The sequence below is a fragment of the Streptomyces sp. NBC_01381 genome (genome assembly GCF_026340305.1).
GTDB lineage: Bacteria > Actinomycetota > Actinomycetes > Streptomycetales > Streptomycetaceae > Streptomyces.
In genome coordinates, this window is sequence record NZ_JAPEPI010000001.1 from 18645 (window position 1) to 42250 (window position 23606).

At 68.6% G+C, this 23606-nt stretch carries 30 protein-coding genes and 3 tRNA genes; 13 read left to right on the forward strand and 20 right to left on the reverse strand.

From position 1 onward, the window contains the following. Window positions 1–176: 176 nt before the first annotated feature. From rplL to OG453_RS00105, 9 genes are all read right to left on the reverse strand, one after another. On the reverse strand, window positions 177–560 hold the full coding sequence (gene rplL, locus OG453_RS00065; protein WP_266863181.1) for a 50S ribosomal protein L7/L12: 384 nt from the start codon (window positions 558–560) through the stop codon (window positions 177–179). A 113-nt stretch (window positions 561–673) separates the two neighbouring features. Next, a complete protein-coding gene (rplJ, locus tag OG453_RS00070) occupies window positions 674–1204 on the reverse strand; it encodes a 50S ribosomal protein L10 (RefSeq protein WP_266863183.1) in 531 nt (176 codons plus the stop codon). 272 nt (window positions 1205–1476) lie between these two features. Next, window positions 1477–2466, reverse strand: a complete 990-nt coding sequence (locus OG453_RS00075) for a hypothetical protein (protein WP_266863188.1) — start codon at window positions 2464–2466, stop codon at window positions 1477–1479. A 62-nt stretch (window positions 2467–2528) separates the two neighbouring features. Continuing rightward, a complete protein-coding gene (locus OG453_RS00080) occupies window positions 2529–3425 on the reverse strand; it encodes a hypothetical protein (protein WP_266863191.1) in 897 nt (298 codons plus the stop codon). Window positions 3426–3580: 155 nt separating this feature from the next. Continuing rightward, complete coding sequence (rplA, locus tag OG453_RS00085) at window positions 3581–4303, reverse strand: 50S ribosomal protein L1 (RefSeq protein WP_055698213.1); 723 nt, start codon at window positions 4301–4303, stop codon at window positions 3581–3583. An 86-nt stretch (window positions 4304–4389) separates the two neighbouring features. Next, complete coding sequence (rplK, locus tag OG453_RS00090) at window positions 4390–4824, reverse strand: 50S ribosomal protein L11 (RefSeq protein WP_160506641.1); 435 nt, start codon at window positions 4822–4824, stop codon at window positions 4390–4392. Between the two features lie 175 nt (window positions 4825–4999). Beyond that, entirely contained in the window at window positions 5000–5887 is an 888-nt protein-coding gene (gene nusG, locus OG453_RS00095) for a transcription termination/antitermination protein NusG (RefSeq protein WP_266863198.1), read from the reverse strand. Between the two features lie 77 nt (window positions 5888–5964). Next, window positions 5965–6252, reverse strand: coding sequence for a preprotein translocase subunit SecE (gene secE, locus OG453_RS00100; RefSeq protein ID WP_190084400.1), 288 nt, complete (start codon window positions 6250–6252; stop codon window positions 5965–5967). A 109-nt stretch (window positions 6253–6361) separates the two neighbouring features. Next, a tRNA-Trp gene (locus OG453_RS00105) sits at window positions 6362–6434 on the reverse strand. 181 nt (window positions 6435–6615) lie between these two features. On the opposite strand from OG453_RS00105, the gene OG453_RS00110 reads away from it, so the two are divergent. Beyond that, on the forward strand, window positions 6616–7842 hold the full coding sequence (locus OG453_RS00110; RefSeq protein ID WP_266863202.1) for a pyridoxal phosphate-dependent aminotransferase: 1227 nt from the start codon (window positions 6616–6618) through the stop codon (window positions 7840–7842). Window positions 7843–7982: 140 nt separating this feature from the next. After that, the gene (locus tag OG453_RS00115) at window positions 7983–9002 is read left to right on the forward strand and encodes an adenosine deaminase (RefSeq protein WP_266863204.1); all 1020 of its coding nucleotides are present in this window, start codon (window positions 7983–7985) and stop codon (window positions 9000–9002) included. Here OG453_RS00115 and OG453_RS00120 read toward each other — a convergent pair. Beyond that, window positions 8992–9591: a TetR/AcrR family transcriptional regulator gene (locus OG453_RS00120; RefSeq protein WP_266863206.1), complete on the reverse strand. Its 600-nt coding sequence runs from the start codon at window positions 9589–9591 to the stop codon at window positions 8992–8994. The genes OG453_RS00115 and OG453_RS00120 overlap by 11 nt on opposite strands. 87 nt (window positions 9592–9678) lie before the next feature. Between OG453_RS00120 and OG453_RS00125 the strand changes: the two genes are divergently transcribed. Beyond that, window positions 9679–10311, forward strand: a complete 633-nt coding sequence (locus OG453_RS00125) for an NAD(P)-dependent oxidoreductase (RefSeq protein WP_266863208.1) — start codon at window positions 9679–9681, stop codon at window positions 10309–10311. Window positions 10312–10362: 51 nt separating this feature from the next. Here the strand turns inward: OG453_RS00125 and OG453_RS00130 are convergent, their stop codons facing one another. From OG453_RS00130 to OG453_RS00165, 8 genes are all read right to left on the reverse strand, one after another. Next, the gene (locus tag OG453_RS00130; RefSeq protein ID WP_266863210.1) at window positions 10363–11418 is read right to left on the reverse strand and encodes a UDP-N-acetylmuramate dehydrogenase; all 1056 of its coding nucleotides are present in this window, start codon (window positions 11416–11418) and stop codon (window positions 10363–10365) included. 121 nt (window positions 11419–11539) lie between these two features. Continuing rightward, window positions 11540–12988 carry a DHA2 family efflux MFS transporter permease subunit gene (locus OG453_RS00135; RefSeq protein ID WP_266863212.1) on the reverse strand — a complete coding sequence of 483 codons (1449 nt, stop codon included), beginning with the start codon at window positions 12986–12988 and terminating at the stop codon, window positions 11540–11542. Between the two features lie 76 nt (window positions 12989–13064). Continuing rightward, complete coding sequence (locus OG453_RS00140) at window positions 13065–13622, reverse strand: TetR/AcrR family transcriptional regulator (protein WP_266863213.1); 558 nt, start codon at window positions 13620–13622, stop codon at window positions 13065–13067. A gap of 151 nt (window positions 13623–13773) precedes the next feature. Next, window positions 13774–14202 (reverse strand): MaoC family dehydratase, encoded by a 429-nt coding sequence (locus tag OG453_RS00145; protein ID WP_266863215.1) that lies wholly within the window; start codon window positions 14200–14202, stop codon window positions 13774–13776. 4 nt (window positions 14203–14206) lie between these two features. After that, window positions 14207–14671, reverse strand: a complete 465-nt coding sequence (locus OG453_RS00150; protein ID WP_266863217.1) for a MaoC family dehydratase N-terminal domain-containing protein — start codon at window positions 14669–14671, stop codon at window positions 14207–14209. Between the two features lie 84 nt (window positions 14672–14755). Next, window positions 14756–14920: a 50S ribosomal protein L33 gene (rpmG, locus tag OG453_RS00155; protein WP_004571794.1), complete on the reverse strand. Its 165-nt coding sequence runs from the start codon at window positions 14918–14920 to the stop codon at window positions 14756–14758. 91 nt (window positions 14921–15011) lie between these two features. After that, window positions 15012–15084 (reverse strand) — tRNA-Met (locus OG453_RS00160). Window positions 15085–15131: 47 nt separating this feature from the next. Next, window positions 15132–15204 (reverse strand) — tRNA-Thr (locus OG453_RS00165). Between the two features lie 285 nt (window positions 15205–15489). Between OG453_RS00165 and OG453_RS00170 the strand changes: the two genes are divergently transcribed. The 3 genes from OG453_RS00170 (at window position 15490) to OG453_RS00180 (ending at window position 17914) form a co-directional block, all read left to right on the forward strand. Next, a complete protein-coding gene (locus OG453_RS00170; RefSeq protein WP_266869650.1) occupies window positions 15490–16785 on the forward strand; it encodes an amidohydrolase family protein in 1296 nt (431 codons plus the stop codon). A 74-nt stretch (window positions 16786–16859) separates the two neighbouring features. Then, window positions 16860–17516: an SDR family oxidoreductase gene (locus tag OG453_RS00175; RefSeq protein WP_266863218.1), complete on the forward strand. Its 657-nt coding sequence runs from the start codon at window positions 16860–16862 to the stop codon at window positions 17514–17516. Between the two features lie 23 nt (window positions 17517–17539). Beyond that, window positions 17540–17914, forward strand: a complete 375-nt coding sequence (locus OG453_RS00180; RefSeq protein ID WP_266863220.1) for a nuclear transport factor 2 family protein — start codon at window positions 17540–17542, stop codon at window positions 17912–17914. Between the two features lie 57 nt (window positions 17915–17971). Here OG453_RS00180 and OG453_RS00185 read toward each other — a convergent pair whose 3' ends face one another. Beyond that, complete coding sequence (locus OG453_RS00185) at window positions 17972–18184, reverse strand: hypothetical protein (RefSeq protein WP_266863222.1); 213 nt, start codon at window positions 18182–18184, stop codon at window positions 17972–17974. A gap of 315 nt (window positions 18185–18499) precedes the next feature. Between OG453_RS00185 and OG453_RS00190 the strand changes: the two genes are divergently transcribed. Continuing rightward, the gene (locus OG453_RS00190; protein ID WP_266863224.1) at window positions 18500–19288 is read left to right on the forward strand and encodes an NUDIX domain-containing protein; all 789 of its coding nucleotides are present in this window, start codon (window positions 18500–18502) and stop codon (window positions 19286–19288) included. Here the strand turns inward: OG453_RS00190 and OG453_RS00195 are convergent. Further along, a complete protein-coding gene (locus tag OG453_RS00195; RefSeq protein ID WP_266863226.1) occupies window positions 19272–20402 on the reverse strand; it encodes a helix-turn-helix transcriptional regulator in 1131 nt (376 codons plus the stop codon). The genes OG453_RS00190 and OG453_RS00195 overlap by 17 nt on opposite strands. Window positions 20403–21102: 700 nt before the next feature. Here OG453_RS00195 and OG453_RS00200 point away from each other — a divergent pair. The 6 genes from OG453_RS00200 to OG453_RS00225 all read left to right on the forward strand — a co-directional run bounded on the left by OG453_RS00200 (window position 21103) and on the right by OG453_RS00225 (window position 23601). Beyond that, entirely contained in the window at window positions 21103–21246 is a 144-nt protein-coding gene (locus tag OG453_RS00200; protein ID WP_266863228.1) for a hypothetical protein, read from the forward strand. Then, window positions 21243–21491, forward strand: a complete 249-nt coding sequence (locus OG453_RS00205) for a hypothetical protein (RefSeq protein ID WP_266863230.1) — start codon at window positions 21243–21245, stop codon at window positions 21489–21491. Before OG453_RS00200 ends, OG453_RS00205 begins: the two co-directional genes overlap by 4 nt. Window positions 21492–21709: 218 nt before the next feature. Next, window positions 21710–22036 (forward strand): hypothetical protein, encoded by a 327-nt coding sequence (locus tag OG453_RS00210; RefSeq protein WP_266863232.1) that lies wholly within the window; start codon window positions 21710–21712, stop codon window positions 22034–22036. Next, entirely contained in the window at window positions 22033–22374 is a 342-nt protein-coding gene (locus OG453_RS00215) for a hypothetical protein (protein WP_266863234.1), read from the forward strand. The genes OG453_RS00210 and OG453_RS00215 overlap by 4 nt, the downstream gene beginning before the upstream one ends. Further along, window positions 22364–23218 (forward strand): hypothetical protein, encoded by an 855-nt coding sequence (locus OG453_RS00220; RefSeq protein WP_266863236.1) that lies wholly within the window; start codon window positions 22364–22366, stop codon window positions 23216–23218. The genes OG453_RS00215 and OG453_RS00220 overlap by 11 nt, the downstream gene beginning before the upstream one ends. Then, window positions 23218–23601, forward strand: a complete 384-nt coding sequence (locus OG453_RS00225) for an RRQRL motif-containing zinc-binding protein (protein WP_266863238.1) — start codon at window positions 23218–23220, stop codon at window positions 23599–23601. The genes OG453_RS00220 and OG453_RS00225 overlap by 1 nt, the downstream gene beginning before the upstream one ends. Window positions 23602–23606: the final 5 nt, after the last annotated feature.

Genomic DNA, 23606 nt, shown 5'->3' on the forward strand with positions numbered 1-23606 from the left:
GCACAACGAAGATCACCATACTCGTCGCGACCGGCAGTGCAAGGCAACCGTCACGGGTGCGCCGGGGAACGCCGAAGGGCGACCACCCGGATGGGTGATCGCCCTTGGCAAGCGCCGCTGACGGCGCTCAGAGAGAGCCCAGAAGGCTCTCAGAAAGAGTCAGACGACTCGCAAGGTCACTTGACCTCGACGGAGGCGCCGGCAGCCTTGAGGGACTCGGCAGCCTTCTCGGCGGCGTCCTTGGCGACCTTCTCGAGGACCGGCTTCGGGGTGCCGTCGACGAGGTCCTTGGCCTCCTTCAGACCCAGCGAGGTCAGCTCACGCACGACCTTGATGACCTGGATCTTCTTCTCGCCGGCGCCCGTGAGGATGACGTCGAACTCGTCCTGCTCCTCGACGGCCTCGGCAACGGCGCCCGGGCCGGCGGGGCCGGCAACGGCGACCGCGGCGGCGGCGGTGACGTCGAACTTCTCCTCGAAGGCCTTCACGAACTCGGAGAGCTCGATGAGGGTGAGCTCCTCGAACTGGGCGAGCAGGTCTTCCTGGCTGAGCTTCGCCATGATGGGCGATCCTTCCACTAATTCGGCTGGTGCCGGGTGTATATGAAGGCGGGCGTACGTTGGGCCCGCTGCGACCGGCGCCCTAGCGGGCGTCGATCAATGCGCGAGCCGAATTACTCGGCACCGCCCTGCTCGGCCTTCTTGGCACGAAGCGCCTCCGCGGTGCGGACGAACTTCGACGGCAGAGCCTGGAAGAGCTGTGCAGCCTGAGTCTGCTTGCCCTTCATGGCACCGGCCAGCTTGGCGAGCAGAACCTCGCGGGACTCGAGGTCCGCGAGCTTCTTGATCTCATCGGCGGTCAGCGCCTTACCGTCAAGGACACCGCCCTTGATGATGAGGTCGGGGTTGTCCTTGGCGAAGTCACGAAGACCCTTCGCCGACTCCACCGGGTCACCGGTGACGAAGGCAACTGCCGTCGGACCGTTGAACTGGTCGTCGAGCGAGGTGATCCCGGCCGCATTGGCCGCGATCTTGGTCAGCGTGTTCTTCACCACGGCGTACTCGGAGTTCTCACCGAGCGAACGGCGCAGCTGCTTGAGCTGGGCCACGGTGAGACCCCGGTACTCGGTCAGCACGGCGGCGTTCGAGCTGCGGAACTTGTCCGTGAGCTCGGCTACCGCGGCAGCCTTGTCGGGCGTCGGCATAGAGCGTCGGCCTCCTTCCGGGTGATGAGGACCGCTCAGAAGGGGCTGACAAAACAAAACGCCCCGGCACAGGTGCACGGGGCGTGAGCTCGACCTGACGGAATCCCGTCCGGGAGCACTTCCACAGTCACCTGCGCGGGTCGTCCGCAATTTCAGCGGATCCTTCGGCCACCGCACTCTCTTACGAGCGCACGGCAACGACCAGCGGTCTTTGGCTTCTGTGGAAGAATACGCGAACGGGATCGCGTCAAGCAAATCGGTCAGCGGGCCACTCAGAAGCCGCTGTCGGCTCCGGAGCCTGCACCGTCCTTGCCGAGTTCGCCGAGCTCCTTGAACATCTCCATCAGATCGAAGGTCTCCTTGGCCGGCGGCGCGGTCACCTTGGCGGCGGCGCCGTAGTCGGAGAACTTCTGCGAGGTCTTCATCGTGCCCTCGGGGCTCTTGACGTCGATGTCCATGCGGACGGGGTAGTCGTCCTCGTTGACCCAGACCTCGGTGTCGTACCCCTTGATCCCGGACTTCTCGATGCCCTTGAAGAGCTCATCGCGCTCGCTCTTGCTGAGCACGTCATCGAGCCCCTCGTTGCTCTCCATCATTTCCTTGACGGTGAGCCGGCCCTTGTAGCGCTGCGTCTGTACGCCGTCGACCTTCGCGGAGCCGACGTGCTTCAGGTTCGGCGAGTCCAGGAGCAGCGCGAGCTGCTGCGCCGGGTCCTGGTTCATGCTGTCCAGGCCGCCGGTCATCTGCTTCGCGAGCTTCGGGTCACCGGCCTGCTCGGCGATGGCGTTGAGGTCCATCTTCATCCAGCGCTTGCCGTCCATGCCCATGCCCATGCCCTTGGCCGCAGCCTCGCCCATGTCCATGTACATCACGTTGTCGCGCCAGAGCATCCGGACCTTCTCCGGAGCATCCGGGTCGCCCGCCGTGAGCGCGGAGCCCGTCATCGTCATATCCATGACGGTCGGGTCCCAGCCCATGACGCCGGACATCTTCATCGTGCCGCCGCCGTCCATCTTCGACGGCATCGACATCGTCATCTCGACCTTGGCCGACTTGGCGGCCGACGTCTTCTTGTACGCCGCCGTGATGACCTCGGTCACCTGCGACCGGGACTGGGTCTCCCCCGAGCCCGCCCCCTTGGTCTTCTTGCCGCCGTCGGAGCCCTGGCAGGCCACCGCGCCGGTACAGAGCAGCGCGGTGGCGAGCACGGCGCCCGCCACTCTCTTACGTCCCTTGTCCCCACATACGGAAACAACAGTCATGACCCCACCCCTAGGAACACATGAACGACATATTTCGTGGCGAGACTACCTGACCTCCGGGGTCAGGCCTGCGGCTGCTGCTTCATGAGGTCCTTGAAGCTCACCGTGTCCGAGGCCGGGGGCTTCTCGACGGTGACCGGGGTGCCGTAGTCGCTGTAGTAGACCGTCTGGGAGAAGGCGCCGGTCTTCATGTCGGCCTTCTCGGTCTTCTTGACCAGCAGGTCGTCGCCGTTCACCCAGATGTCGATCGTCTCGGTGCTCATGCCGGCCTGGCTGAACTGCTTCTTCAGCTCGGCCAGTTGACCCGCGTCGAGGTCCGCGTTCTTGCCGGTGAAGTCGGCGACGTCGACGACTCCGGAGTAGTGCGTCGTCTTGGTCCCGCGCACCGTCTCCTCGCCCACGCGCTTCACGTCGCCCGAGGCGAGCAGCATCTTGACCGACTGGTTCGGGGTGGTGTTCTGCATCTGGTCCTTGAAGGCGGAGCCGGCGGCGCCGCCCATCTCGGCCAGCGTGGCGTAGTCGTACTCGATCCAGTGCTTGCCACCGCCCGCCTGGGACGCGAACTCGTCGCCCATGTTGGCGTAGAAGCCGGTCTTCAGATAGCGGTAGTCGATCTCCGACTGCCCCATCTGCTTCATCTGCTCGGCCTGGGTGCCGCCGGTGAGCGTCGCGGTGACGTTGCCGGTGATGCCGTCCTTCCAGGCCATGGCGCCGTCCATGTCCATCGACATCTGGGTGCCCATCACCGTCTTGCCCTCGACCTTGGCCGAGTCGGCGTCGTCGGTCTTGTTCTCGATGGTGCGCAGGGCGGCTATCGGGCTGAGGGCCGGCGAGCCCTTGCCCTTGCCTTCGCTTTCCCCGCCCCCGGAACCACCGGAGGAGCCACAGGCCGCGACCCCGGTCAGCGCGGCGGCCACCGCGATCGAGAGACCCGCACGTCGCATGGTCGTGCTGTTCATGCCGTCCCACCCCTTGTACTCGTGTGAAGCCTGCACGCTAGCGCAGTCCTCTGACACCTCAGACAGACATGCGCTAATACGAGGACGGGCCCCGCACCTCGAAAGGTTGCGGGGCCCGTCCACAGAACGCGTTCGCGACGCGGCTGCCGTCAGATTCAGACGGCGGCCGGGTCCTCCTCGACGAGGAGGTTGCGGGTGCGGTTGCTGTCCAGCGGAATGCCGGGGCCCATCGTGGTGGTGATGGCGGCCTTCTTGATGTAGCGACCCTTGGCGGCCGACGGCTTCAGACGGAGGATCTCCTCCAGGGCCGCGGCGTAGTTCTCCACCAGCTTGGTGTCGTCGAAGGACACCTTGCCGATGATGAAGTGCAGGTTCGAGTGCTTGTCGACGCGGAACTCGATCTTGCCGCCCTTGATGTCGTTGACAGCCTTCACGACGTCGGGGGTGACGGTGCCGGTCTTCGGGTTCGGCATCAGACCACGCGGACCGAGCACGCGGCCGAGGCGGCCGACCTTGCCCATGAGGTCCGGGGTGGCGACGACGGCGTCGAAGTCCAGGCGGCCCTTCGCGACCTCGTCGATGAGCTCGTCGGCGCCGACGATGTCGGCCCCAGCGGCTTCCGCGGCCGCAGCACGGTCACCGGTCGCGAAGACCAGGACCCGGGCGGTCTTGCCGGTGCCGTGCGGGAGGTTCACGGTGCCACGGACCATCTGGTCGGCCTTGCGCGGGTCGACGCCCAGACGCATGGCGACCTCGACGGTGCCGTCGAACTTGGTCGCGGAGGTCTCCTTGGCGAGACGGACGGCCTCGAGCGGGGCGTAGAGCTTCTCCCGGTCGATCTTGGCGTCCGCAGCGCGGAGAGTCTTGCTGCGCTTCACTTCTGCTCCTGTTGGTTCAGGTATGGAGTCGTGGTGCGGACCAGCGCTTGGCCCTACCACTGAGAAAGGTCAGACGGGGGAGGTTCTCAGCCCTCGACCGTGATGCCCATGGAGCGGGCGGTGCCGGCGATGATCTTCGACGCGGCGTCCAGGTCGTTGGCGTTGAGGTCTTCCATCTTGGTCGTGGCGATCTCGCGGACCTGCGCCTCGGTGATCTTGGCGACCTTGGTCTTGTGCGGCTCGCCGGAGCCCTTCTCGACACCCGCGGCCTTGAGGATCATCTTGGCGGCCGGCGGAGTCTTGGTCACGAAGGTGAAGGAACGGTCTTCGTAGACCGTGATCTCCACCGGGATGACCCAGCCACGCTGCGACTCGGTCGCGGCGTTGTAGGCCTTGCAGAACTCCATGATGTTGACGCCGTGCTGGCCCAGCGCGGGGCCGACCGGCGGAGCCGGGTTGGCGGCACCGGCCTGGATCTGGAGCTTGATGAGCCCCGTGACCTTCTTCTTCTTGGGAGGCATTGCTCTCTCCGGGTCCTAGTGAGAGTTTTCAGCCACCGTCCGGTCATCCGGATGGAGGCATACCGCACAACGATAACGGGTATAGTCGCGCAGCTAAAAACCGAGCAGGTCAGACCGGCTTTGACAGCCCGTCTGACCTGGTCGGAAGCGTGTGTTCCAGAGAAAGCCGCGAAGGCTAGTTCTTCTGGATCTGGTCGAAGCTGAGCTCGACCGGGGTCTCGCGGCCGAAGATCTCGACGAGGCCCTTGACCTTCTTCGAGTCGGCGTTGATCTCGTTGATCGTCGCCTGCAGCGTCGCGAACGGACCGTCGGTGACGGTGACCGAGTCGCCCACCTCGAAGTCCAGCACCTGGACCTCGACCTTGCGCTGCGGAGCGGGCTTGCCCTCGGCCTCAGCGGCCTCGCGGGCGGCCTTCTCCTCGGCCTCCGGGGCGAGCATCTTGACGATCTCGTCCAGGGTCAGCGGGTACGGGTCGTAGGCGTTGCCCACGAAGCCGGTGACGCCGGGGGTGTTGCGGACGACGCCCCAGGACTCGTTCGTCAGGTCCATGCGCACCAGGACGTACCCGGGGAGCTTGTTCTGACGGATCGTCTTGCGCTCGCCGTTCTTGATCTGCGCGACTTCTTCCTGCGGCACCTCGGCCTGGAAGATGAAGTCCTCGACGTTCAGCGAGACGGCACGCTGCTCGAGGTTGGTCTTCACGCGGTTCTCGTAACCGGCGTACGTGTGGATGACGTACCACTCGCCGGGGAGGGTGCGGAGCTCCTCGCGCAGGGCGACGATCGGGTCGACCGGCTCGGCCTCCTCCTCGTCCTCGCCGGACTCGGCGGCTTCGCCGGCCTCGGTCTCGTCCTCGGCGACGGCCTCGTCGACCTCGGCGTCGGCTTCGTCACCGGGCTCGGTCTCGACGTGCAGGGCCGCCTCTTCGGCGGCTACGCCCGCGGCGGCGTCGGCAGCCTCGGCCTGGTCCGGGTCCTCGGCGTCCGCCGCCTCGACGATGTCGAGCTGGTCCTCCACGGACTCCGCCGACTCGATGGCGTCGTTCAGGTTCGGGTCAGACACGGTGGCTGCTTCTTCCTGGATACAGAGGGGTGGAACGCGCGAAATGGGCGCCGGGAACGGCGCCCTTCGCTCTCGGCTCAGCCGAAGACGTACTTGACGGCCTGGTTGAACCCATAGTCAATCACGGTCACGAGGCCGATCATGATGACGACGAAGACAATCACCACGGTGGTGTACGTCGTGAGTTGACTGCGAGTCGGCCAGACGACCTTGCGGAGCTCCGCGACGATCTGGCGGTAGAAGAGCGCGAGACGGCCGAAGGGGCCCTTCTTGCCGCGCTTGCCGCCCTTGCGGGCCTTCTTCTTGGACTCCGGCGCCTCGTCCTGGGCATCAGGCATGTCGATGGAGCCCACGGCGTCCGTCACTCGTCCTCACCTGATTCCGGGTCGTGGCCGTGCCGCGCCCGGTATGAGCCGCACGGCGGTGCAATGCAGTACGTACATGCGCACACATCCTGGCGAGAGGTGTGTGTAGCAGGGCCGGAGGGACTTGAACCCCCAACCGCTGGTTTTGGAGACCAGTGCTCTACCAATTGAGCTACGACCCTTTGATTTCCCCCAACCTACCGCATCCGTCCCGGTGCACAGAGTGCGTTGAGAGGGCGCGGCCGGTGAGGGCCAACGAGCAGTGAGTGTACGTGCTCAGCGGCGCCCCGTCGAACAGCTTCAGATCCGGTGGTCATGGAAACGGGCGTGCCGGGGCGGTTTCGGGTCTGGAACGATGGGGTCATGAGCGCTGCCACTTCTCCCACCGAGCGCCGGGTCTCCGCCCGCATCGGCGCGATCTCCGAGTCCGCGACCCTCGCCGTAGACGCCAAGGCGAAGGCCCTCAAGGCCGCAGGACGGCCGGTGATCGGGTTCGGTGCGGGTGAGCCCGACTTCCCGACGCCCGACTACATCGTCGAGGCCGCCATCGAGGCCTGCAAGAACCCGAAGTACCACCGCTACACGCCGGCGGGCGGGCTTCCCGAGCTCAAGGCCGCGATCGCCGCGAAGACGCTGCGCGACTCCGGTTACGAGCCCGAGGTCTCCCAGATCCTGGTGACGAACGGCGGCAAGCAGGCCATCTACGAGGCGTTCGCCGCGATCCTCGACCCGGGCGACGAGGTCATCGTCCCGGCTCCCTACTGGACGACGTACCCGGAGTCGATCCGTCTCGCGGGCGGTGTGCCGGTCGAGGTCGTGGCCGACGAGACCACGGGCTACCGCGTGTCCGTGGAGCAGTTGGAGGCCGCTCGCACGGAGCGCACGAAGGTCGTCCTCTTCGTGTCGCCGTCCAACCCGACGGGCGCGGTCTACAACCGGGCCGACGCCGAGGCGATCGGCCGCTGGGCCGTCGAGCACGGCCTGTGGGTCCTGACCGACGAGATCTACGAACACCTCGTCTACGGAGACGCGGCGTTCACCTCGCTCCCCGCGCTCCTGCCCGAACTGCGCGACAAGTGCATCGTGGTCAACGGCGTGGCCAAGACGTATGCGATGACCGGCTGGCGGGTGGGCTGGATCATCGGCCCGAAGGACGTCGTGAAGGCCGCGACGAACCTCCAGTCGCACGCCACGTCGAACGTCTCCAACGTCGCGCAGGTGGCCGCCATCGCCGCCGTCTCCGGCGATCTGACCGCCGTCGAGAAGATGCGCGAGGCCTTCGACCGGCGCCGCAAGACGATCGTGCGGATGCTGAACGAGATCGACGGCGTGTTCTGCCCGGAGCCCGAGGGCGCCTTCTACGCGTACCCCTCGGTGAAGGCCCTCATCGGCAAGGAGATCCGCGGCAAGCGCCCGCAGAACTCCGTCGAGCTCGCCGCGCTGATCCTGGAGGAGGCCGAGGTCGCGGTCGTTCCGGGCGAGGCCTTCGGGACGCCGGGTTACCTGCGTCTTTCGTACGCCCTGGGTGACGAGGACCTCGTCGAGGGCGTCTCGCGGATCCAGAAGCTGCTGGCCGAGGCCCGCGACTAGGGCCGCCGGTTTTCGCGCTCCACGCGCGCGTGCGGGCCGTCTCCCCTCTCCGGGGAGGCGGCCCGTTTCTTCGTTCGGGGAAGGTCCCGAAGGTGGAAAGGCGCTATCGGGACGCCATGTGCGTACGGCAAGATCCTTGGATGGAGCGTGTACGAGACGTAAGAGAGCTGCCGAAGGCCCATCTGCACCTGCACTTCACCGGGTCGATGCGGCCCACGACCCTGCTCGAACTCGCCGACAAGTACGGCGTGCGGCTCCCGGAGGCGCTGACCGGCGCGGAGCCGCCGAAGCTCCGGGCGACCGATGAGCGCGGCTGGTTCCGCTTCCAGCGTCTCTATGACGCCGCGCGCTCCTGTCTGCGCGAGCCCGAGGACATCCAGCGCCTGGTGCGGGAGGCCGCCGAGGAGGATCTGCGGGACGGGTCGGGGTGGCTGGAGATCCAGGTCGACCCGACGTCGTACGCGCCGCGGCTCGGTGGGCTGATCCCGGCCCTGGAAATCATCCTGGACGCCGTCCAGAGCGCCTCGCGGGAGACCGGCCTCGGAATGCGCGTGCTGGTCGCCGCGAACCGCATGAAGCACCCGCTGGACGCCCGCACGCTGGCGCGGCTCGCGGTGCGGTACGCGGACCGGGGCATCGTCGGCTTCGGGCTCTCGAACGACGAACGCCGGGGCATGGCGCGGGACTTCGACCGGGCCTTCGCGATCGCGCGCGACGGCGGTCTGCTGGCGGCGCCGCACGGCGGTGAGCTGACCGGGCCCGCGTCGGTGCGGGACTGCCTGGACGACCTGCACGCGGCGCGGATCGGGCACGGGGTGCGGGCCGCCGAGGACCCGCGGCTCCTGAAGCGGCTCGCGGACCGGGGCGTGACGTGCGAGGTCTGCCCGGCGTCGAACGTCGCGCTCGGGGTCTACGAGAAGCCCGAGGACGTGCCGCTGCGGACGCTGTTCGACGCCGGGGTGCCGATGGCGCTCGGGGCCGACGACCCGCTGCTCTTCGGGTCACGGCTCGCCGCCCAGTACGAGATCGCGCGGGGGCACCACGACTTCTCGGACGCCGAACTCGCCGAACTGGCCCGGCAGTCGGTCCGCGGCTCGGCGGCCCCCGTCGACGTACAGGAGAAGCTGCTGTCCGGGATCGAGCAGTGGCTCAGCGGCTGATGCCCGCCAGGAGGGTGCGGGCGAGGGCGGCCGCGAACTCGTCGACGGGCTGCGGGGGCCGCTTGCCGACCGTGGAGTCGTAGGCGAAGGCTCGCTGGGCACAGGCGCCCAGGAGCAGTGAGGCGGCGGCGAAGGTGTCGGCCCCTGGGTCGATGCGGCCGGCGTCGCGTTCGGCGCGGAGATAGGCGTCGAGGGCCTCGATGGGCATGTGCGGGCCCGTGCCCATCTCCCGCATGGAGTCCTCGTGGCGACGCTTGAGCTTGGTCTCGGCGTAGAGGGACGCGGCGATCGGGAAGCTCTCGGCGTAGAAGTGGCTGGCCAGGCGGGCGATCTCGGCGAGGTTCTCCTCCACCGGGCGCTCCCCCGGGTCCTCGGCGAGGCGATGGAGCAGCGGGCCCAGGCGGGGCAGCCGCTCCTGGAGGACGCCCACGAACAGCTCTTCCTTGCTGGCGAAGTGCTTGTAGAGCGCCGCTTCGGAGCAGCCCGCCGCTTTCGCGATCTCCTTGGTGGTGGCACGGGAGAGGCCGACGGTGAGCATGAGTTCATGGGCCGCGTCGAGGATGCGGGCCCGGGTGGGCTTCATCTGCATGTGCCGTCCAACCAGGCTTGACGAAGGGGTGAGCAGATACTCACTCTAGGGGTGAGTGAACACTTACCCACCTGGGGAGGGTACGCAATGAAGCTCACGGTTTTCGGTGCGACCGGCGGTGTCGGCGGGGAGATCGTCCGGCAGGCGCTCGCCACGGGGCACGAGGTCACGGCCGTCGTGCGCGATCCCGCGCGGCTCTCGGCGACGGGAGCCGGCCTGGAAGTCTTCCGTGCCGACCTGAAGGACCCGGAGTCGCTGCGGGGCGCGGTGGCCGGGCGGGACGCGGTGCTCTCGGGGCTCGGGGCGCGCAAGAAGGCGGACGCGGGGATCGCGGCCGAGCTCACGCGGTCGGTGGTGCTCGCCATGGAGGCCGAGGGGGTGCGCAGGCTGGTGGTCGTGAGCGCCGCGCCGGTCGGCCCGCCGCCCGAGCGTCAGCCGCTGGCCGACCGGATCGCGGGGGTGCTGGTCAGCAGGATCTTGAAGACCGTCTACGACGATCTGCGGGCCATGGAGGCCGAGCTGGCAAGCAGCGCGACGGACTGGACGTCCGTGCGCCCGCCGCGACTCCAGGACAAGCCGGCGACGGGCGTCTACCGCCGGATGGTCGGGGGCACTCCGGCCAGCGGCAGGTTCATCGGCAGGGCCGATGTGGCGCACGCGATGCTGGCGACCATCGACGACCTGGCGACGGTGAAGCAGGGCGTGGGCGTCGCCTACTAGTGGCGGCCTATTGGCCGCCCAGTGGCCGACCGCCCTCTACGTAGAAGGCGGCTACAGGCTGACGCCCACCGTCACCGGCTCGTTGACCAGCGTGACCCCGAAGGCGTCCCGCACCCCGGCGACGACCTCGCGGGCGAGGGCCAGGAGATCCTCCGTGGTCGCGCCGCCGCGGTTGGTGAGGGCGAGGGTGTGCTTGGTGGAGATGCGGGCCCGGCCTTCGCCGTAGCCCTTGGTGAAGCCCGCCTTGTCGATCAGCCAGGCGGCGGAGGTCTTCACGCGGCCGTCGTCCGTCGGGAAGGCGGGAGGCGCGACATCCGGGCCGAGGCGGTCGGCCACGCGCGCGTGGAAGACGGTGAACTCGTCCTCGGTGAGGATCGGGTTGGTGAAGAACGAGCCGGCCGACCAGCTGTCGTGGTCCTCGGGGTCGAGCACCATGCCCTTGCCCGCACGGAGCTTCAGGACGGTCTCGCGGACGACAGCGGCCGGGACCCGGTCGCCCGCCTGCACGCCGAGCGTGCGGGCCGTCTCCGGGTACTTGATCGGGGCGCTCATCCCCTGGGCGTCCTCCAGGGCGAAGCGCACCCGCAGGACCACGAAGCGGTCTGGATCGGCCTTGAAACGACTGTGGCGGTACGAGAAGTCGCACTCGGCGTTCGCAATGGTGACCGTCTCGTGGGTCTTCCTGTCGTAAGCGATCACCTCGGTGATCGTCGACGAGACCTCCTGGCCATACGCCCCCACGTTCTGGATCGGCGTCGCGCCCGCCGAGCCGGGGATTCCGGCGAGGCACTCGATGCCCGCGAGTCCGGCCTCCACGGCGCGGGCGACGGCGTCGGTCCACACCTCACCGGCGGCAAGCTCCAGCTTCGTACCGTCGAGTTCGAAGCCCTTGGTGGCGATGCGCAGCGCCGTGCCGTCGAAGCCCTTGTCCCCGATGACGAGGTTCGAGCCGCCGCCGATGAGCAGCAGCGGGGTCCCGGAGTCATCGGCCTCACGGACGGCGGCGATCACCTCGGCGTCGGTCGTCGCGGTGATCAGACGGGTCGCGGGGCCACCGAGCCGGAAGGTGGTCAGCGGGGCGAGGGGGGCATCGTGGAGTTCCTGCACGTGCTCAAGAGTACGGTCCGTGGCCCCGCCGCTCGGGCGGGGCCACGGACCGTGCGGGCCGAGGGACGTCAGGGCCGGTCAGCGCCGGTTCACACAGCGGCCACGGAGCGCTTCTCGGCCTTCACACGCCCACCGGAGTGCGCTCGGCCACCGGCCCGTCGGATACCGGAGCCGTGAGGGCCGCGCCCTCGGCCGCGGTCCGCCGGGGCAGGAGCCACGCGGCCGCCGCGCCGAGGGCGACCACCGCGGCGCCCACCCAGAGCGAGGGTCCGAGCCCGTCCACGAAGTTCTGCGGGGACGCGTAGCCGCCCTGGGCGGAGAAGACCGAGGCGAGGGCCGCAATGCCGAGGGCGCCGCCGACCTCGCGCAGGGCGTTGTTGGCGCCGGACGCGATGCCCTGCTCGGACGGAATGACGCTGGCCATCACCAGGCTCGCCGCCGGCGCGAAGTACAGCGCCATGCCGACGCCGCTGATGATCAGGGCGGGCAGCTGGGCGGCGTACGACACATCGGTGGCCACGACGGCCGCGAACCAGCCGAGGCCGATGGCCTGGAGGGCGAGGCCCACGGTGACGACCGGGCGGCCGCCGATCTTGTCCGAGAGATAGCCCGCGATGGGGGCGACGAGCATCGGCATGCCGGTCCAGGGCAGCATCCGCAGTCCGGCCTCGGTGGGCGAGTAGCCGAGCACGGTCTGCAGGAACTGGCTGAGCAGGAAGATCGCGCCGAACATCCCTACGAACATCAGCAGGCTCGCCGCGTTGATCGCGGAGAAGGCACGGCTGCGGAAAAGCCGCATCGGCAGCATCGGGTTCTTGCCCCGGATGCCGTGCCGTACGAATCCGGCGAGCAGCGCGAAGCCCACGATCAGACCGGTGAGAACGGGCACGCTGGTCCAGCCGTCGATGTTGCCGCGGATCAGCGCGTAGACGACCCCGAAAAGGCCGCCGCTGGCCAGCACGGTCCCGGTGAAGTCGAGCGGCGCCCCCGTGCCGTGCGACTCGGCCAGGCGGAGACGTGCGAGCGGCAGCAGCGCGAGGCCGAGCGGGACGTTCAGCCAGAAGATCCACTGCCAGGACACATGTTCGGTCAGGCTGCCGCCGATCAGCGGACCGCTGGCGACCGCGAGGCCGTTGACGGCGCCCCAGATGCCGTACGCCATACCGCGCTTGGCCGCGGGCACCGCCGCCGTCAGCAGGGTCAGCGTCAGCGGCATCATGATCGCGGCGCCGACTCCCTGCACCGCGCGGGCGGCGATCAGCGCCTCGATGCCGGGCGCGAGGGCGGCGGCCGCGGAGGCTGCGGTGAAGATCGCGATGCCCACGACGAAGAGCTTGCGGCGGCCGAAGCGGTCACCCAGGGCGGCGCCGAACATGAGGAGCACGGCGAAGGTGAGCGTGTAGGCGCTCACCGTCCATTCGAGGTCGTGCAGCTCTCCCCCGAAGTCCTCGCGGATGGCGGGCAGGGCCGTGGTGACCACGAGATTGTCGAGTGCCGCCATGAATCCGGCGACGCCGGTGATGACGAGGGCCCAGGCGACTCCCCCGCGCTGTGCCGTCTGCTGAGACATTGCTTTCCCCTGTGGTTAGTTATTGATGACTAACTTGTGTGGGCGCAAAAACGCGCACCTGCGTGACGCGCGTGACTCACCCCTTGGGCCGCACCGACTCGTAGAAGCCGGTCCACACCCGGTGATCGGGCTGGAACCCCATCGACACCAGGACATTGACCAGCATCCCGTACGCAAGAAACTGCGTCGCCTCGTCGACGTCCACCCCCATCGCGAGGCGAACCGTGTCGTACATCTCCATCCAGGCGGCCCGCACCACCTGGCCGAACTCCCGATCGCCGGACTCTTCGGCGGAGGCCACGGCGACGTACGTCTGCATCTGCATGAGCAGCTTGTCCGGGTCATCGGCGATGAGCGCCTGATAGGCCTGGCCCATGGCATGCACCACCTCCTCCCCCTCCAGCCCTTCGGCCGCCTTCTGGAAGACCGCGGCGGTCTCCTGGCAGCAGCGCACGGACGCCGCGAGGAAGATGGCCCGCTTACCCGGGAAGAGCCGGAAGAGATAGGGCTGCGAGACACCCACCCGCTTGGCGATCACCTCGGTGGAGGTGCCCTTGTAGCCGCCGCGGGCGAACTCGATCATCGCCGCGCGAATGACGCTCTCGCGTCGTTCCTCTGCGCTCATCCTGACCATGCGACCAAGTTAGTGGTCAATCACTACTTACGTCAAGAGGGAGCGGCCATGGGCGAGCAGGAGGGGCAGCACACGGGTAAGGGGCACCCGCAATGGACGGGTGCCCCTTACTCTCTGTCACTTCCGCTGCCTTACGCAGCCGCCGTACGGATCAGGCGAGCTGGACCACGGCGCGCGACATCCCGAGCACCTTCTGGCCCGCACTCATCGCCACCAGGTCGACCCGCACGCGGTTGTCGTCCAGCTTCTGGGCGACCTTGCCGCTGACCTCGATCAGCGCGCCCTTGTCGTCGTTCGGGACCACGACGGGCTTGGTGAAGCGCACGCCGTACTCGACGACGGCGGCCGGGTCGCCCGCCCAGTCCGTCACGACGCGGATCGCTTCAGCCATGGTGAACATGCCGTGCGCGATGACGTCGGGCAGACCGACCTCGACCGCGAACTTCTCGTTCCAGTGGATCGGGTTGAAGTCACCGGAGGCGCCCGCGTACCGGACGAGCGTGGCGCGCGTCACGGGGAAGCTCTGGGCCGGCAGCTCGGTGCCGACCTCGACGCCCTCGTACGAAATCTTCGCCGTCATCGCCTCACACTTCCTCTGCCGCGGGCTCCGCCGCACGCGCGACGAGCTTGGTCCACGCGGTCACGACGTGCTCGCCGGCCTCGTCGTGGACCTCACCGCGGATGTCCAGGATGTCGTTGCCCGCCATGGACTTGATGGCCTCGATGGTCGAGGTGACCGCGAGCCGGTCCCCCGCACGCACCGGCCGGGTGTACGCGAACTTCTGGTCACCGTGCACGACGCGGCTGTAGTCGAGCCCCAGCTGCGGGTCCTCGATGACCTGGCCCGCGGCCTTGAAAGTGATCGCAAACACAAAAGTCGGCGGGGCGATCACATCGGAGTGGCCATAAGTCTTGGCCGCTTCCGCGTCGGTGTACGCGGGATTCGCGTCACCCACCGCCTCGGCGAACTCACGGATCTTCTCCCGGCCGACCTCATAGGGGTCGGTGGGCGGGTAGGACCGCCCCACGAAGGACTGGTCGAGCGCCATGGACTCGGCACCTCCTGCAGGTTGGGGTAAACGACACGAGGCCGCCCCCAGCAATCGGGGACGGCCTCGTGTACGAGCCTGTGTTTAGCGCGTTTCGCGGTGCGCAGTGTGCGCGTTGCAGCGCGGGCAGTGCTTCTTCATCTCAAGACGGTCCGGGTCATTACGCCGGTTCTTCTTGGTGATGTAGTTCCGCTCCTTGCACTCCACGCAGGCCAGCGTGATCTTCGGGCGGACGTCTGTGGCAGCCACGTGAGTGCTCCTTGACGGACGGATGGACGGATGAACGCATAAAAGAGTAGCCGATCGGAGGACCGACCCCACAATCGGCTACTACTAGTAGTAGCGGTGACCGGACTTGAACCGGTGACACAGCGATTATGAGCCGCTTGCTCTACCGACTGAGCTACACCGCTGCGATGCCGGATCCCCTCGCCCGAAGGCGAGGATCAACCAACATCAGAGCCCCAATGCGGAATCGAACCGCAGACCTTCTCCTTACCATGGAGACGCTCTACCGACTGAGCTATTGGGGCGAGCGATGAAGACATTACACGGTTGGTCGCCGATCGCCCAAATCCGTTTCGCCGGGGCTGTCCAAGGGCATCGACAGGGCCGCCTCAGCCACCTCACCAGGTCACATCAGCGCCTCTCGGCACACCCGTGAAACGCCTCGCACCACACCGGTACGACTATTGCGCCCTTCCTCGAAGCGGGCCGGTCGTCGCCCTAGGCTCGACTCACGCTGCGTGATCTTGGACGTCCTGATCGGGTACGCCGTGCCGCCGGGACCGCAGCCGCCCCCGAACCTCAGGAGCGCGATGCCCGACAGCCAGCCGCAGCCCCATTCCTCCGGCTCGTCCGGTTCCGGCTCCTCCGGTGACGACGCTCCCGACACCACGGCGCTGCTGCTCTGCGGCGCCCGGCTGACCGACGGCCGGACCGTGGACGTACGACTCGGTTCGGGGCGCATCGAGGCGGTCGGCACGGCGGGCAGCCTCACCGCGCACGCGGCGCGGGTGGACCTCGGCGGCTATCTCCTGCTCCCGGCGGCCGCCGAGCCGCACGCGCACAGCGACACCGCGCTGTCGGCGGACGTGGAAGGACCGATCTCGTACGACCTCCCGGACGTCCAGCGGCGGGCCACCGAAGCGGCTCTGCTGCAGCTCGGGCACGGTGCGACGGCGCTGCGCTCGCATGTGCGGATCGGCGACGTCCAGGGGCTCACGTCGATGGAGGCGGTGCTCCAGGCCCGGCGTTCGCTGCGCGGGCTCGTCGATCTGACGGCCGTGGCCGTGCCCCGGCTGCTGACCGGTGTGGCGGGGGCCGACGGTCTCGCGATGCTGCGGGACGCGGTGAAAATGGGCGCCTCCGTAGTGGGCGGCTGCCCCGATCTGGACCCCGATCCGACGGGGTACGTGGAGGCGGTGCTCGAAGTCGCGGCGGAGCACGGCTGCCCCGTCGACCTGCACACGGACGGCAGCGATCCGGCGCGCCTCGGGCGGCTCGCCGCGATGGCGGGCGGGCTGCGGCCCGGGGTGACGATCGGCCCGTGCGGCGGGCTCGGCCGGCTGCCGTCGGACGTGGCCGCGCGGACCGCCGATCAGCTCGCGGCGGCCGGGGTGACCGTGGTCTGCCTGCCGCAGGGCGGCTGCGGGAGCGTGGACCGGCGTGGCGCGGTCGCCCCGGTGCGGCTGCTGCGGGCCGCCGGGGTGCGGGTGGCCGCCGGCAGCGGGGCCATGCGGGACGTGTCGAACCCGGTGGGGCGCGGCGACCCGCTGGAGGCCGCCTACCTGCTCGCGTCGCGCTGCGGGCTTCGCTCCGAGGACGCCTACGGAGCGGTGAGCGGGGCCGCCCGGTCGGCCATGGGGTTCCCAGAGGTCCGCGTGGAGGCGGGCTTTCCGGCCGAACTCCTCGCGGTGCGGGGCGATCGCCTCTCGGGCGCGCTGTCACTCGCGTACAGCCGCATCGTGGTGCACCGGGGGCGCGTGGTGGCGCGGACGAGTGCGGTGCGGGAGTACTGCGATTCGGCGGCCGCCGTGGCCCTCGATCTGCCGCGCCAGGGGCGGGCGAACGAGGCGGGGCCGGGGCGGCCGAACGGCGAAGAACCGTCCTGAGGGCGCGCGTCCGTTCGATGCGTGCTCCCGCGCGCACGGGGCGATCATGCGAGGGCTGCCGTACGGTCGGAGACATGCGCATTGTCATCGCTGGAGGTCATGGTCAGATCGCGCTGCGGCTCGAGCGGTTGCTCGCCGCACGGGGTGACGAGGCGGTCGGGATCGTCCGCAAGGCCGGGCAGGACGCCGATCTGCGGGCGGCGGGTGCCGAAGCGGTCCTGTGCGACCTGGAGTCGGCGTCCGTCGACGAGGTCGCGCGGCATCTGGAAGGCGCCGACGCGGCCGTGTTCGCTGCGGGCGCCGGGCCGGGCAGCGGGGCTGACCGCAAGATCACCGTGGACCGGGACGCGGCCGTGCTCTTCGCGGACGCGGCCGAGCACGCCGGAGTGCGGCGCTACGTAGTGGTGTCGTCCATGGGCGCGGACCCCGCGCACCAGGGCGACGACATCTTCGACGCCTATCTCCGCGCCAAGGGCGAGGCCGACGCCTACGTACGTGGGCGTGCGGCCCTGGACTGGACGATCCTGCGCCCCGGGATGCTGACGGACGACGCGGGCACCGGTCTGGTCCGTCTGGAGGCGTCGACCGGGCGGGGGCCCATCCCGCGTGACGACGTGGCCGCGGTGCTCGCCGAGCTCGTCGACTCGTCGGCGACGGCGGGGCTGACGCTGGAGCTGATCAGCGGTTCGACGCCGGTGTCGGTGGCGGTCAAGTCCGTTGCGGGGAACTGAAGTCCGCTGACCGGGGGGACCCATTGACCGACGAGGTGCCGGCCGCGCAGGAAGCGCTGCTGCGGCAGATGTACGCCGTCTTCAGTACGGATGAGCGCGATGCGTTCATCCCGCGCTCGCTCGCGCCCGACGTGGACTGGCCGAACCTCCTGGACAACACCCGCGCCCATGGCATCGCGGAGGTCCGGGCCTACTGGGCACGGCAGTTCGCGGTGATGCACCCGCTGGTGCACCTGGAACGGCTGCGGCTCGACGGCGACGGACGCCGGGTCGTGGCGACCGTGCGGCCCGGCCTGCGGGACGAGACGGGCGACCACTGGGCGCCGCAGACGGTCGAGCACGTCTACAGCTTCCGGGCCGACGGTCTGGTGAGCCGGATGGACGTACGACAGCGCTGATCGGGCGGCCTTGACCGTGTCGGCGGCTCCGACGCCCTGTGTGGTCGCGTGAGCGCCTCAGAAGAGCGGGAGCTGGCCGGGGAACTCCGGCACCGCGTAGCCGTCCAGAGCGGGCTGTGCGGCGCCGAGCTGGGCCTGCCTGCGGGAGCCGGGGCAGGAGATCAGCTCGCCGCTGCCGCGCGAGCCCGGCGGGTCGTGGCGGGCGAACCGGCCTCCGACGACAGCGATTTCGCGGCGGCACTCGGGGCAGTTCCTGCGGCGGGACGACATGGCCCCAGCGTACGAAAAGACCCCCTCCGTCTTGCGTTTCCGCAAGATCGGAGAGGGTCTCCTTCGTGTGGCGGCGCCAGGATTCGAACCTGGGAAGGCTGAGCCGGCAGATTTACAGTCCACCCAAGGTCACTCGTGCTCGAAAGTCCTGACCAGGCACTTTGGGTTCGGTGGACGACTCGTGGTCGAATCCCGTCCGCGTCTCGTCCTGATCTTGAAATCCTCAGGGGGTTTCCCATAGATACGGCCGAAGGTAGAGCGACCCTCCCCCGTTACGCTGGTACGCACCACCTCAGAATGGAGAGTGCGCCGCGGATGGGGCCGAAGACAGCCAAGGTTTACGAGACGATTCGTGCGCGGCTCGCGTCTGGCGAGTACGCCCCCGGCGACAAGATGCCCTCGGAGCGAACGCTTTCGGAGGAACTCAGCATCGGCCGGACGGCGCTTCGTCAAGTGCTGGCCCGGCTTGTGTCGGAAGGCGCATTGGAGGTTCGGGGCAGGAGTTCGTACCGAGTGCCCGGCTCGGTGAGTGTCGAGACTCCCGAAGGGCTGGAGCCGTGGCGCATCCACGGCGAACGGGACCTCTATGACAACCGTTGGGTCAAGCTCCAGCTTTGGGACGTAGAGCCTCCTGGCTTGAAGCGTTTCGAGCATCACGTGGTGAAACTCCATCACGTGGCTATCACCGCAGTTCTGGACGACCAGGACCGCGTCCTGATGCTGTGGCGGTACCGCTTTGTTCCCCAGCAGTGGGGTTGGGAACTGCCGGGCGGCATCGTGGACGAGGGAGAGGACCCCGCGACCACGGCACTCCGAGAAGTCGAAGAAGAGACCGGTTGGCGACCGAAGTCGGTGGAGCACGTCGTCAGCTATCAACCCATGGTGGGCATGGTCGACTCCCCCCACGAGATCTTCGTGGGGCACCAGGCGAAGCGGGTCGGCCCGCCGACGGACCTGGAAGAGGCAGGGCACATCGAGTGGGTGCCGCTCGCTGACATTCCGGGGCTGATGGCTCGTGGTGAGCTGATGGGATCCGGCACGCTCGTTGCCCTGCTTCACATTCTGGCAAGCCGCGGGCGACAGGGAGCTACAACCGCGCGCTGAGGAGATCAACGCGGCGACGCTGGCGTACTGAGCCGGTGCGGCTGGCCAACAGCCGCGCCTGCCTCAGGTGGGTGTTCGCATCGTCGTATTCAGCGCGCGCCAAGTGGGCCTGTGCGAGGTCGGTATGCAGGCCGCCTTGCGCGCGGACAAAGGTCGGGTCCACGGCCTCCAAGGCGCCGTACAGGCTGGTCACTGCCTCATCATCCCCGAGCAAGGCAAGGACGTTGCCGCGCCATCGGGTGAGGTGGGCGCCGTTCAGGAAGATGCTCAGCATGTCCGGGTCTCGATCTCCGGATTCGGAAGGGATGGTCGCCCCGGCTGCATCAAGTGCACGCCGGCAGTCATCCGGCATTCCGGCATGGGCACACATCTCGGCTTCAGCCGCATACAGCCACGCCCGGAGGCGGGGAGACCCGTCTCCGGCGAGGGTGCGTTGCGCGTCGCGGACCAATTCAACGGCGAGGGACGGCCGACCGGCCTCACAGAGTACGTACGCCTGCTCTGCCATCGCGTGAGCCAGGTACATCGGAGCCTCAGCGTCTCGCGCCGCACGCTTGGCGAGTTCGTAGTGACGCCAGGCGCGTTGGACCGCCCCGGAGTCAATCGCCTGCCATGCCGCGAGGGTCGACGCCCCCGCAAGCGCGAGAGCGACAGGCCGACGCGCGCTGGGGAGCACGGTGAAGTTCAGTGCGTCTTCAAGGGCCGAGAGATGCCCCGCCATCTGATCCACGAGACCAGCCGCGCCCATCTGCCGGTCCATCGTGCGCAGTAACTCGGTCTGGTCGTTGAACGCTTTCACCATTGGTTCACTGACGCTGCTGGCCGAATCGATCCGGTTCAGCAGTTCGTCGTATCCGTCGGCAGTTGCTGGAGCCGCCGCGACAGGGCCACCTCGCAACTCCGCGTCCGTGGCGCCGAGGAGCTGCCGCAGGATCACCGCGTAGCGGTCCGAGATGGTGCGCTTCCCGTTCTCCCACTCCGACACGTAGACGCGCAAACTCGCGGTCGAAGCGACATCGGTGACATGCCGTCGGGCGTACTGCTCGATCTCGCGAACCAGTCGCTCCTGAGACCAGCCCCGTGCCGTTCGCGCGCTCCGCAGTCCTGTGCTCACAGGCCACCGTCCGGTTAGTCCATGCACTGACTTCCCCAGGATGCCTCACATCACCGCAGGTCAACAGGGGTTAACAGGACGGGAGTTAAGTCCTGTTGGCTACCGACCCACCCACCCCAGCCGGTCTTCTAGAGATGCACCGGAGAGGACGAGTGCGGCTCGACTCTCCACAAGCCCTTGACTCTGGTGCGCACCAGATGCTTCTCTACTGGTGCGCACCAGATGGCGGAGTCGCCTCCGATCCAAGGTGCGCAGGCAGAGGGCGGGGACGCTGCAATCCCGCTAAAGGCCAGAAATCAGGGCTCCGGCCCGACTGGCGAGGTGGCCCGGTGACCGCGAGCAACGGCCGGAGGGTGGGGACTTGGTCCCCCTTGCAGTGCACATCCCCTGTTCAGCGGTCTGAAGGAGTGGCAGTGAGTCGACGAAAGCGTTGGGCGCGGCCGTGATTTGACCGGCATGGCGGCGCCGTTCCATCCCCAGCCCGCAAGCACCGTGGCGGGCGACCGGTCACTTCCACCGACGCGCGGCGAACAGCGCTGCGCCGGTTGCTCGCCCTGCCCGTCCGGGCGTTCTGCGGAGCGGTCCGTACGGGCGGGGTTGAGAGGAGCCGGAGTCGAGATCGGTTGGAGTTCGCATGCTTGAGATGCCGCACGTGCAACAGCGGATCCTCGTTCGCGCTGCTCAGCGCGATGACCACAGGGTGACGTCGAAGAATGCCGACGCCCTGATGAGCCTGTACGCGGCCGACCTGGTCGACCGCGAGCACCTCACCCCGTCCGGGCTCGCCCTCGCGAAGGCCCTGGTGCAGTCCGGAACGACGTCACGACTGGAGGCCGCCGCATGACGGAAGCCGAGTACGACCAGCACAAGGCCGAGTTGGAACAGATGAACGCCGGCTACGAGGCGCTGGACCAGGCCGAGTACGCGGCGTACATGCACGAGCTGCTGGCCAAGGCGATCGAGGAAGACAACCGGCGGGAAGCCGCGGGGATACACGGCGACGACCGCCGGACGTGCTGGACGCATCAGTGCTGGGCCGATGAGTGCGCCGAACACCCGCTGCACACGCACCCGCTGTCCGCCAACTAAGCCCGGTACAGCCCTTCCAAGGGCTGGCCGCTCGCTGCATCACAGCCCCGGCGATCTGCCGCGAGGGTGCCGGATCGAATCCGGCCCGGGGCTCTCTGGTCGCCGTCGGCGGCCGTGCCGCTGTCATGGCGGCTTTCCCCTTCCACGGCGGGCGCCCCCGGAGCGGCTACTCCGAGGGCGCTGTTCGGGCCGTTGCACCGACTAAGGAGACACGACCCATGAAGTGCATCGTTGCTGGTCATATCGCTGTTACCGCAGGCGAGTTCGCGGAGCTGGCGTTGGGCTTCGCTGAGCGTTCGGCGGGGTTCGATGTGGAGCTGTTCATCGGCACGGCCACGGAGTCCGCGAAGGATCGTGCGGCCCGGTTGGACGTGGCCCGCGAAGTGCTCGCGGAGCTGCGGGAGGCGGACCCGATCGCCGCCGCGTACGCCAGGGAGCTGCTGGCGGTGAGCGACCTCCCCAAGCGGGCGCCGCGGCCCCGCAGGTCCCGCAAGGGACGTCGGCCCTCCGTGTGCGCCTCGCAGGGCCTGGCGGTGGCGGCATGAGGTACGCCGACACGATGGATGGCCTGTCGCCCGCGCTGACGGCGCTGCGGGTCCTGTCCGTGGACTTCCCCGAGATGCCAGCGCCCACCGTGCGCGTCACGCCGATTTACCCGACGGTGCTGGATCTCGCCCTGCACGACGACTTGGGGGCGTTCGAGCCGTGGCGGATCGCACTGCGGATCGCCCGTGAGGACATCGACTTCCACACGCAGAGCGACGGCCGTACGTGGGTCCTGTGCGCCAGCACCGACTACGCCGGCGCCCGCGTGAAGCTGATCGCCTACGGCGACGTGCTGCGTCGCCCCCTCACCGTGGTGGGGGGCTGTGATGCGGCGTAAGACATCGCCCGAGGAACAGATCCAGGCGTTGCAGGACCTTCAGTCGAACCTGACGCGCGTCCTGGTCACGGTCGCGGTGGTGGCGATGGCCTTCACAGCGACGAACGTGACGCTGTTCGCCATCGAGCACCACATCCCCGCCGTGATCGCCTGGCTCCTGGATCCGATAGTGGCCGTCGCCCTGGGCGCCGTCCTGATCGTGGACGGCAGGCTCTCGGAGCACGGGGTGCACCCCTCGGGGTGGGCCACTGGGCTGCGCTGGTTCACCGGCCTGAGCACGTGGCTCATGAACTGCTGGTCCTCGCTGTGGCCCTCCGGGGCCCCGTTCGGGGTACCGCGGCAGGTCGACCCGGCCGGGCTGGTGCTGCACTCGATTCCGCCTGTCCTGCTGATCGTTCTGGCGGAAGCCATCACGTTCTACCGGCGCGCGATCCTTGACCGCATCGCCGTCCTGCGTGACCAGGTGGACACCCCGCACCCGACGGTGGACACCCCCGCCGGACACCCGGTGTCCGCCCCGTCCACCCCGCCCGCACCCGCTCCGGTGGAGCGGACGGCTCCGGCCGCATCTGCGCTGGTCATCTGCGGGGCACAGAACGTGTACACGCTGCCTGTCCCCCCGCGCACGGACGAAGAGTCCGACGGCGGGCGGGAGGTGGAGCGGCTGTCCACTGAACAGGCCCTGGACGTCATCCGCGTGTGCTGGATGCAGGGGGAGTCCATCCGGGCGGCTGCTCGGCAGTCCACCCGTTCACCGTCCTACGTCCAGACCGTCTACGCCCGGCTGAACGCCTCGCAGGAAGAGCCCGCGCAACTGGCTCTGACCGTCGGCGGTGGGGGCTGATGTCGGCGGCCTGGGGCAAGTGCTACGACCCCACCGGCGCCCGCTACGGCATCCCCACCTTCCTGTGGCGGCTGGCTCCCGATGGCCTGGCCACCCGGCGGCAGTTACGGGCCCGGGGCCTGCGGCCCGGCGGACAGCCGATCGCCGCACAGGTCATGGTCCAAAACCGTCGCGCCGGCGGAGTCCGGGTCGCCTACCTCTACCGCATCGACCGCGCGGCCAAAGTCCGTCCGATGACCTCGCGCAAGTGGGGTGCACTGGCGCTGGCGATGCTCGCTCGCCGCACCTGCCCGCGCTGCGAGCTGGATGTCGGCTACTGCATCCCGCGCTCGAAAGGCATCTGCGGCCTGTGCATCGCCACCGAGGAACAGCGCATCGCCTGAACCCA

What these genes read in the sequence shown, in the direction of transcription:
- rplL (WP_266863181.1), bottom strand. Translation starts at nt 560, where the DNA reads ATGGCGAAGCTCAGCCAGGAAGACCTGCTCGCCCAGTTCGAGGAGCTC.
- rplJ (WP_266863183.1), bottom strand. Translation starts at nt 1,204, where the DNA reads ATGCCGACGCCCGACAAGGCTGCCGCGGTAGCCGAGCTCACGGACAAG.
- OG453_RS00075 (WP_266863188.1), bottom strand. Translation starts at nt 2,466, where the DNA reads ATGACTGTTGTTTCCGTATGTGGGGACAAGGGACGTAAGAGAGTGGCG.
- OG453_RS00080 (WP_266863191.1), bottom strand. Translation starts at nt 3,425, where the DNA reads ATGAACAGCACGACCATGCGACGTGCGGGTCTCTCGATCGCGGTGGCC.
- rplK (WP_160506641.1), bottom strand. Translation starts at nt 4,824, where the DNA reads ATGCCTCCCAAGAAGAAGAAGGTCACGGGGCTCATCAAGCTCCAGATC.
- OG453_RS00110 (WP_266863202.1), top strand. Translation starts at nt 6,616, where the DNA reads ATGAGCGCTGCCACTTCTCCCACCGAGCGCCGGGTCTCCGCCCGCATC.
- OG453_RS00115 (WP_266863204.1), top strand. Translation starts at nt 7,983, where the DNA reads ATGGAGCGTGTACGAGACGTAAGAGAGCTGCCGAAGGCCCATCTGCAC.
- OG453_RS00120 (WP_266863206.1), bottom strand. Translation starts at nt 9,591, where the DNA reads ATGCAGATGAAGCCCACCCGGGCCCGCATCCTCGACGCGGCCCATGAA.
- OG453_RS00125 (WP_266863208.1), top strand. Translation starts at nt 9,679, where the DNA reads ATGAAGCTCACGGTTTTCGGTGCGACCGGCGGTGTCGGCGGGGAGATC.
- OG453_RS00135 (WP_266863212.1), bottom strand. Translation starts at nt 12,988, where the DNA reads ATGTCTCAGCAGACGGCACAGCGCGGGGGAGTCGCCTGGGCCCTCGTC.
- OG453_RS00140 (WP_266863213.1), bottom strand. Translation starts at nt 13,622, where the DNA reads ATGGTCAGGATGAGCGCAGAGGAACGACGCGAGAGCGTCATTCGCGCG.
- OG453_RS00145 (WP_266863215.1), bottom strand. Translation starts at nt 14,202, where the DNA reads ATGACGGCGAAGATTTCGTACGAGGGCGTCGAGGTCGGCACCGAGCTG.
- OG453_RS00150 (WP_266863217.1), bottom strand. Translation starts at nt 14,671, where the DNA reads ATGGCGCTCGACCAGTCCTTCGTGGGGCGGTCCTACCCGCCCACCGAC.
- OG453_RS00170 (WP_266869650.1), top strand. Translation starts at nt 15,490, where the DNA reads ATGCCCGACAGCCAGCCGCAGCCCCATTCCTCCGGCTCGTCCGGTTCC.
- OG453_RS00175 (WP_266863218.1), top strand. Translation starts at nt 16,860, where the DNA reads ATGCGCATTGTCATCGCTGGAGGTCATGGTCAGATCGCGCTGCGGCTC.
- OG453_RS00185 (WP_266863222.1), bottom strand. Translation starts at nt 18,184, where the DNA reads ATGTCGTCCCGCCGCAGGAACTGCCCCGAGTGCCGCCGCGAAATCGCT.
- OG453_RS00190 (WP_266863224.1), top strand. Translation starts at nt 18,500, where the DNA reads ATGGGGCCGAAGACAGCCAAGGTTTACGAGACGATTCGTGCGCGGCTC.
- OG453_RS00205 (WP_266863230.1), top strand. Translation starts at nt 21,243, where the DNA reads ATGACGGAAGCCGAGTACGACCAGCACAAGGCCGAGTTGGAACAGATG.
- OG453_RS00210 (WP_266863232.1), top strand. Translation starts at nt 21,710, where the DNA reads ATGAAGTGCATCGTTGCTGGTCATATCGCTGTTACCGCAGGCGAGTTC.
- OG453_RS00215 (WP_266863234.1), top strand. Translation starts at nt 22,033, where the DNA reads ATGAGGTACGCCGACACGATGGATGGCCTGTCGCCCGCGCTGACGGCG.
- OG453_RS00220 (WP_266863236.1), top strand. Translation starts at nt 22,364, where the DNA reads ATGCGGCGTAAGACATCGCCCGAGGAACAGATCCAGGCGTTGCAGGAC.
- OG453_RS00225 (WP_266863238.1), top strand. Translation starts at nt 23,218, where the DNA reads ATGTCGGCGGCCTGGGGCAAGTGCTACGACCCCACCGGCGCCCGCTAC.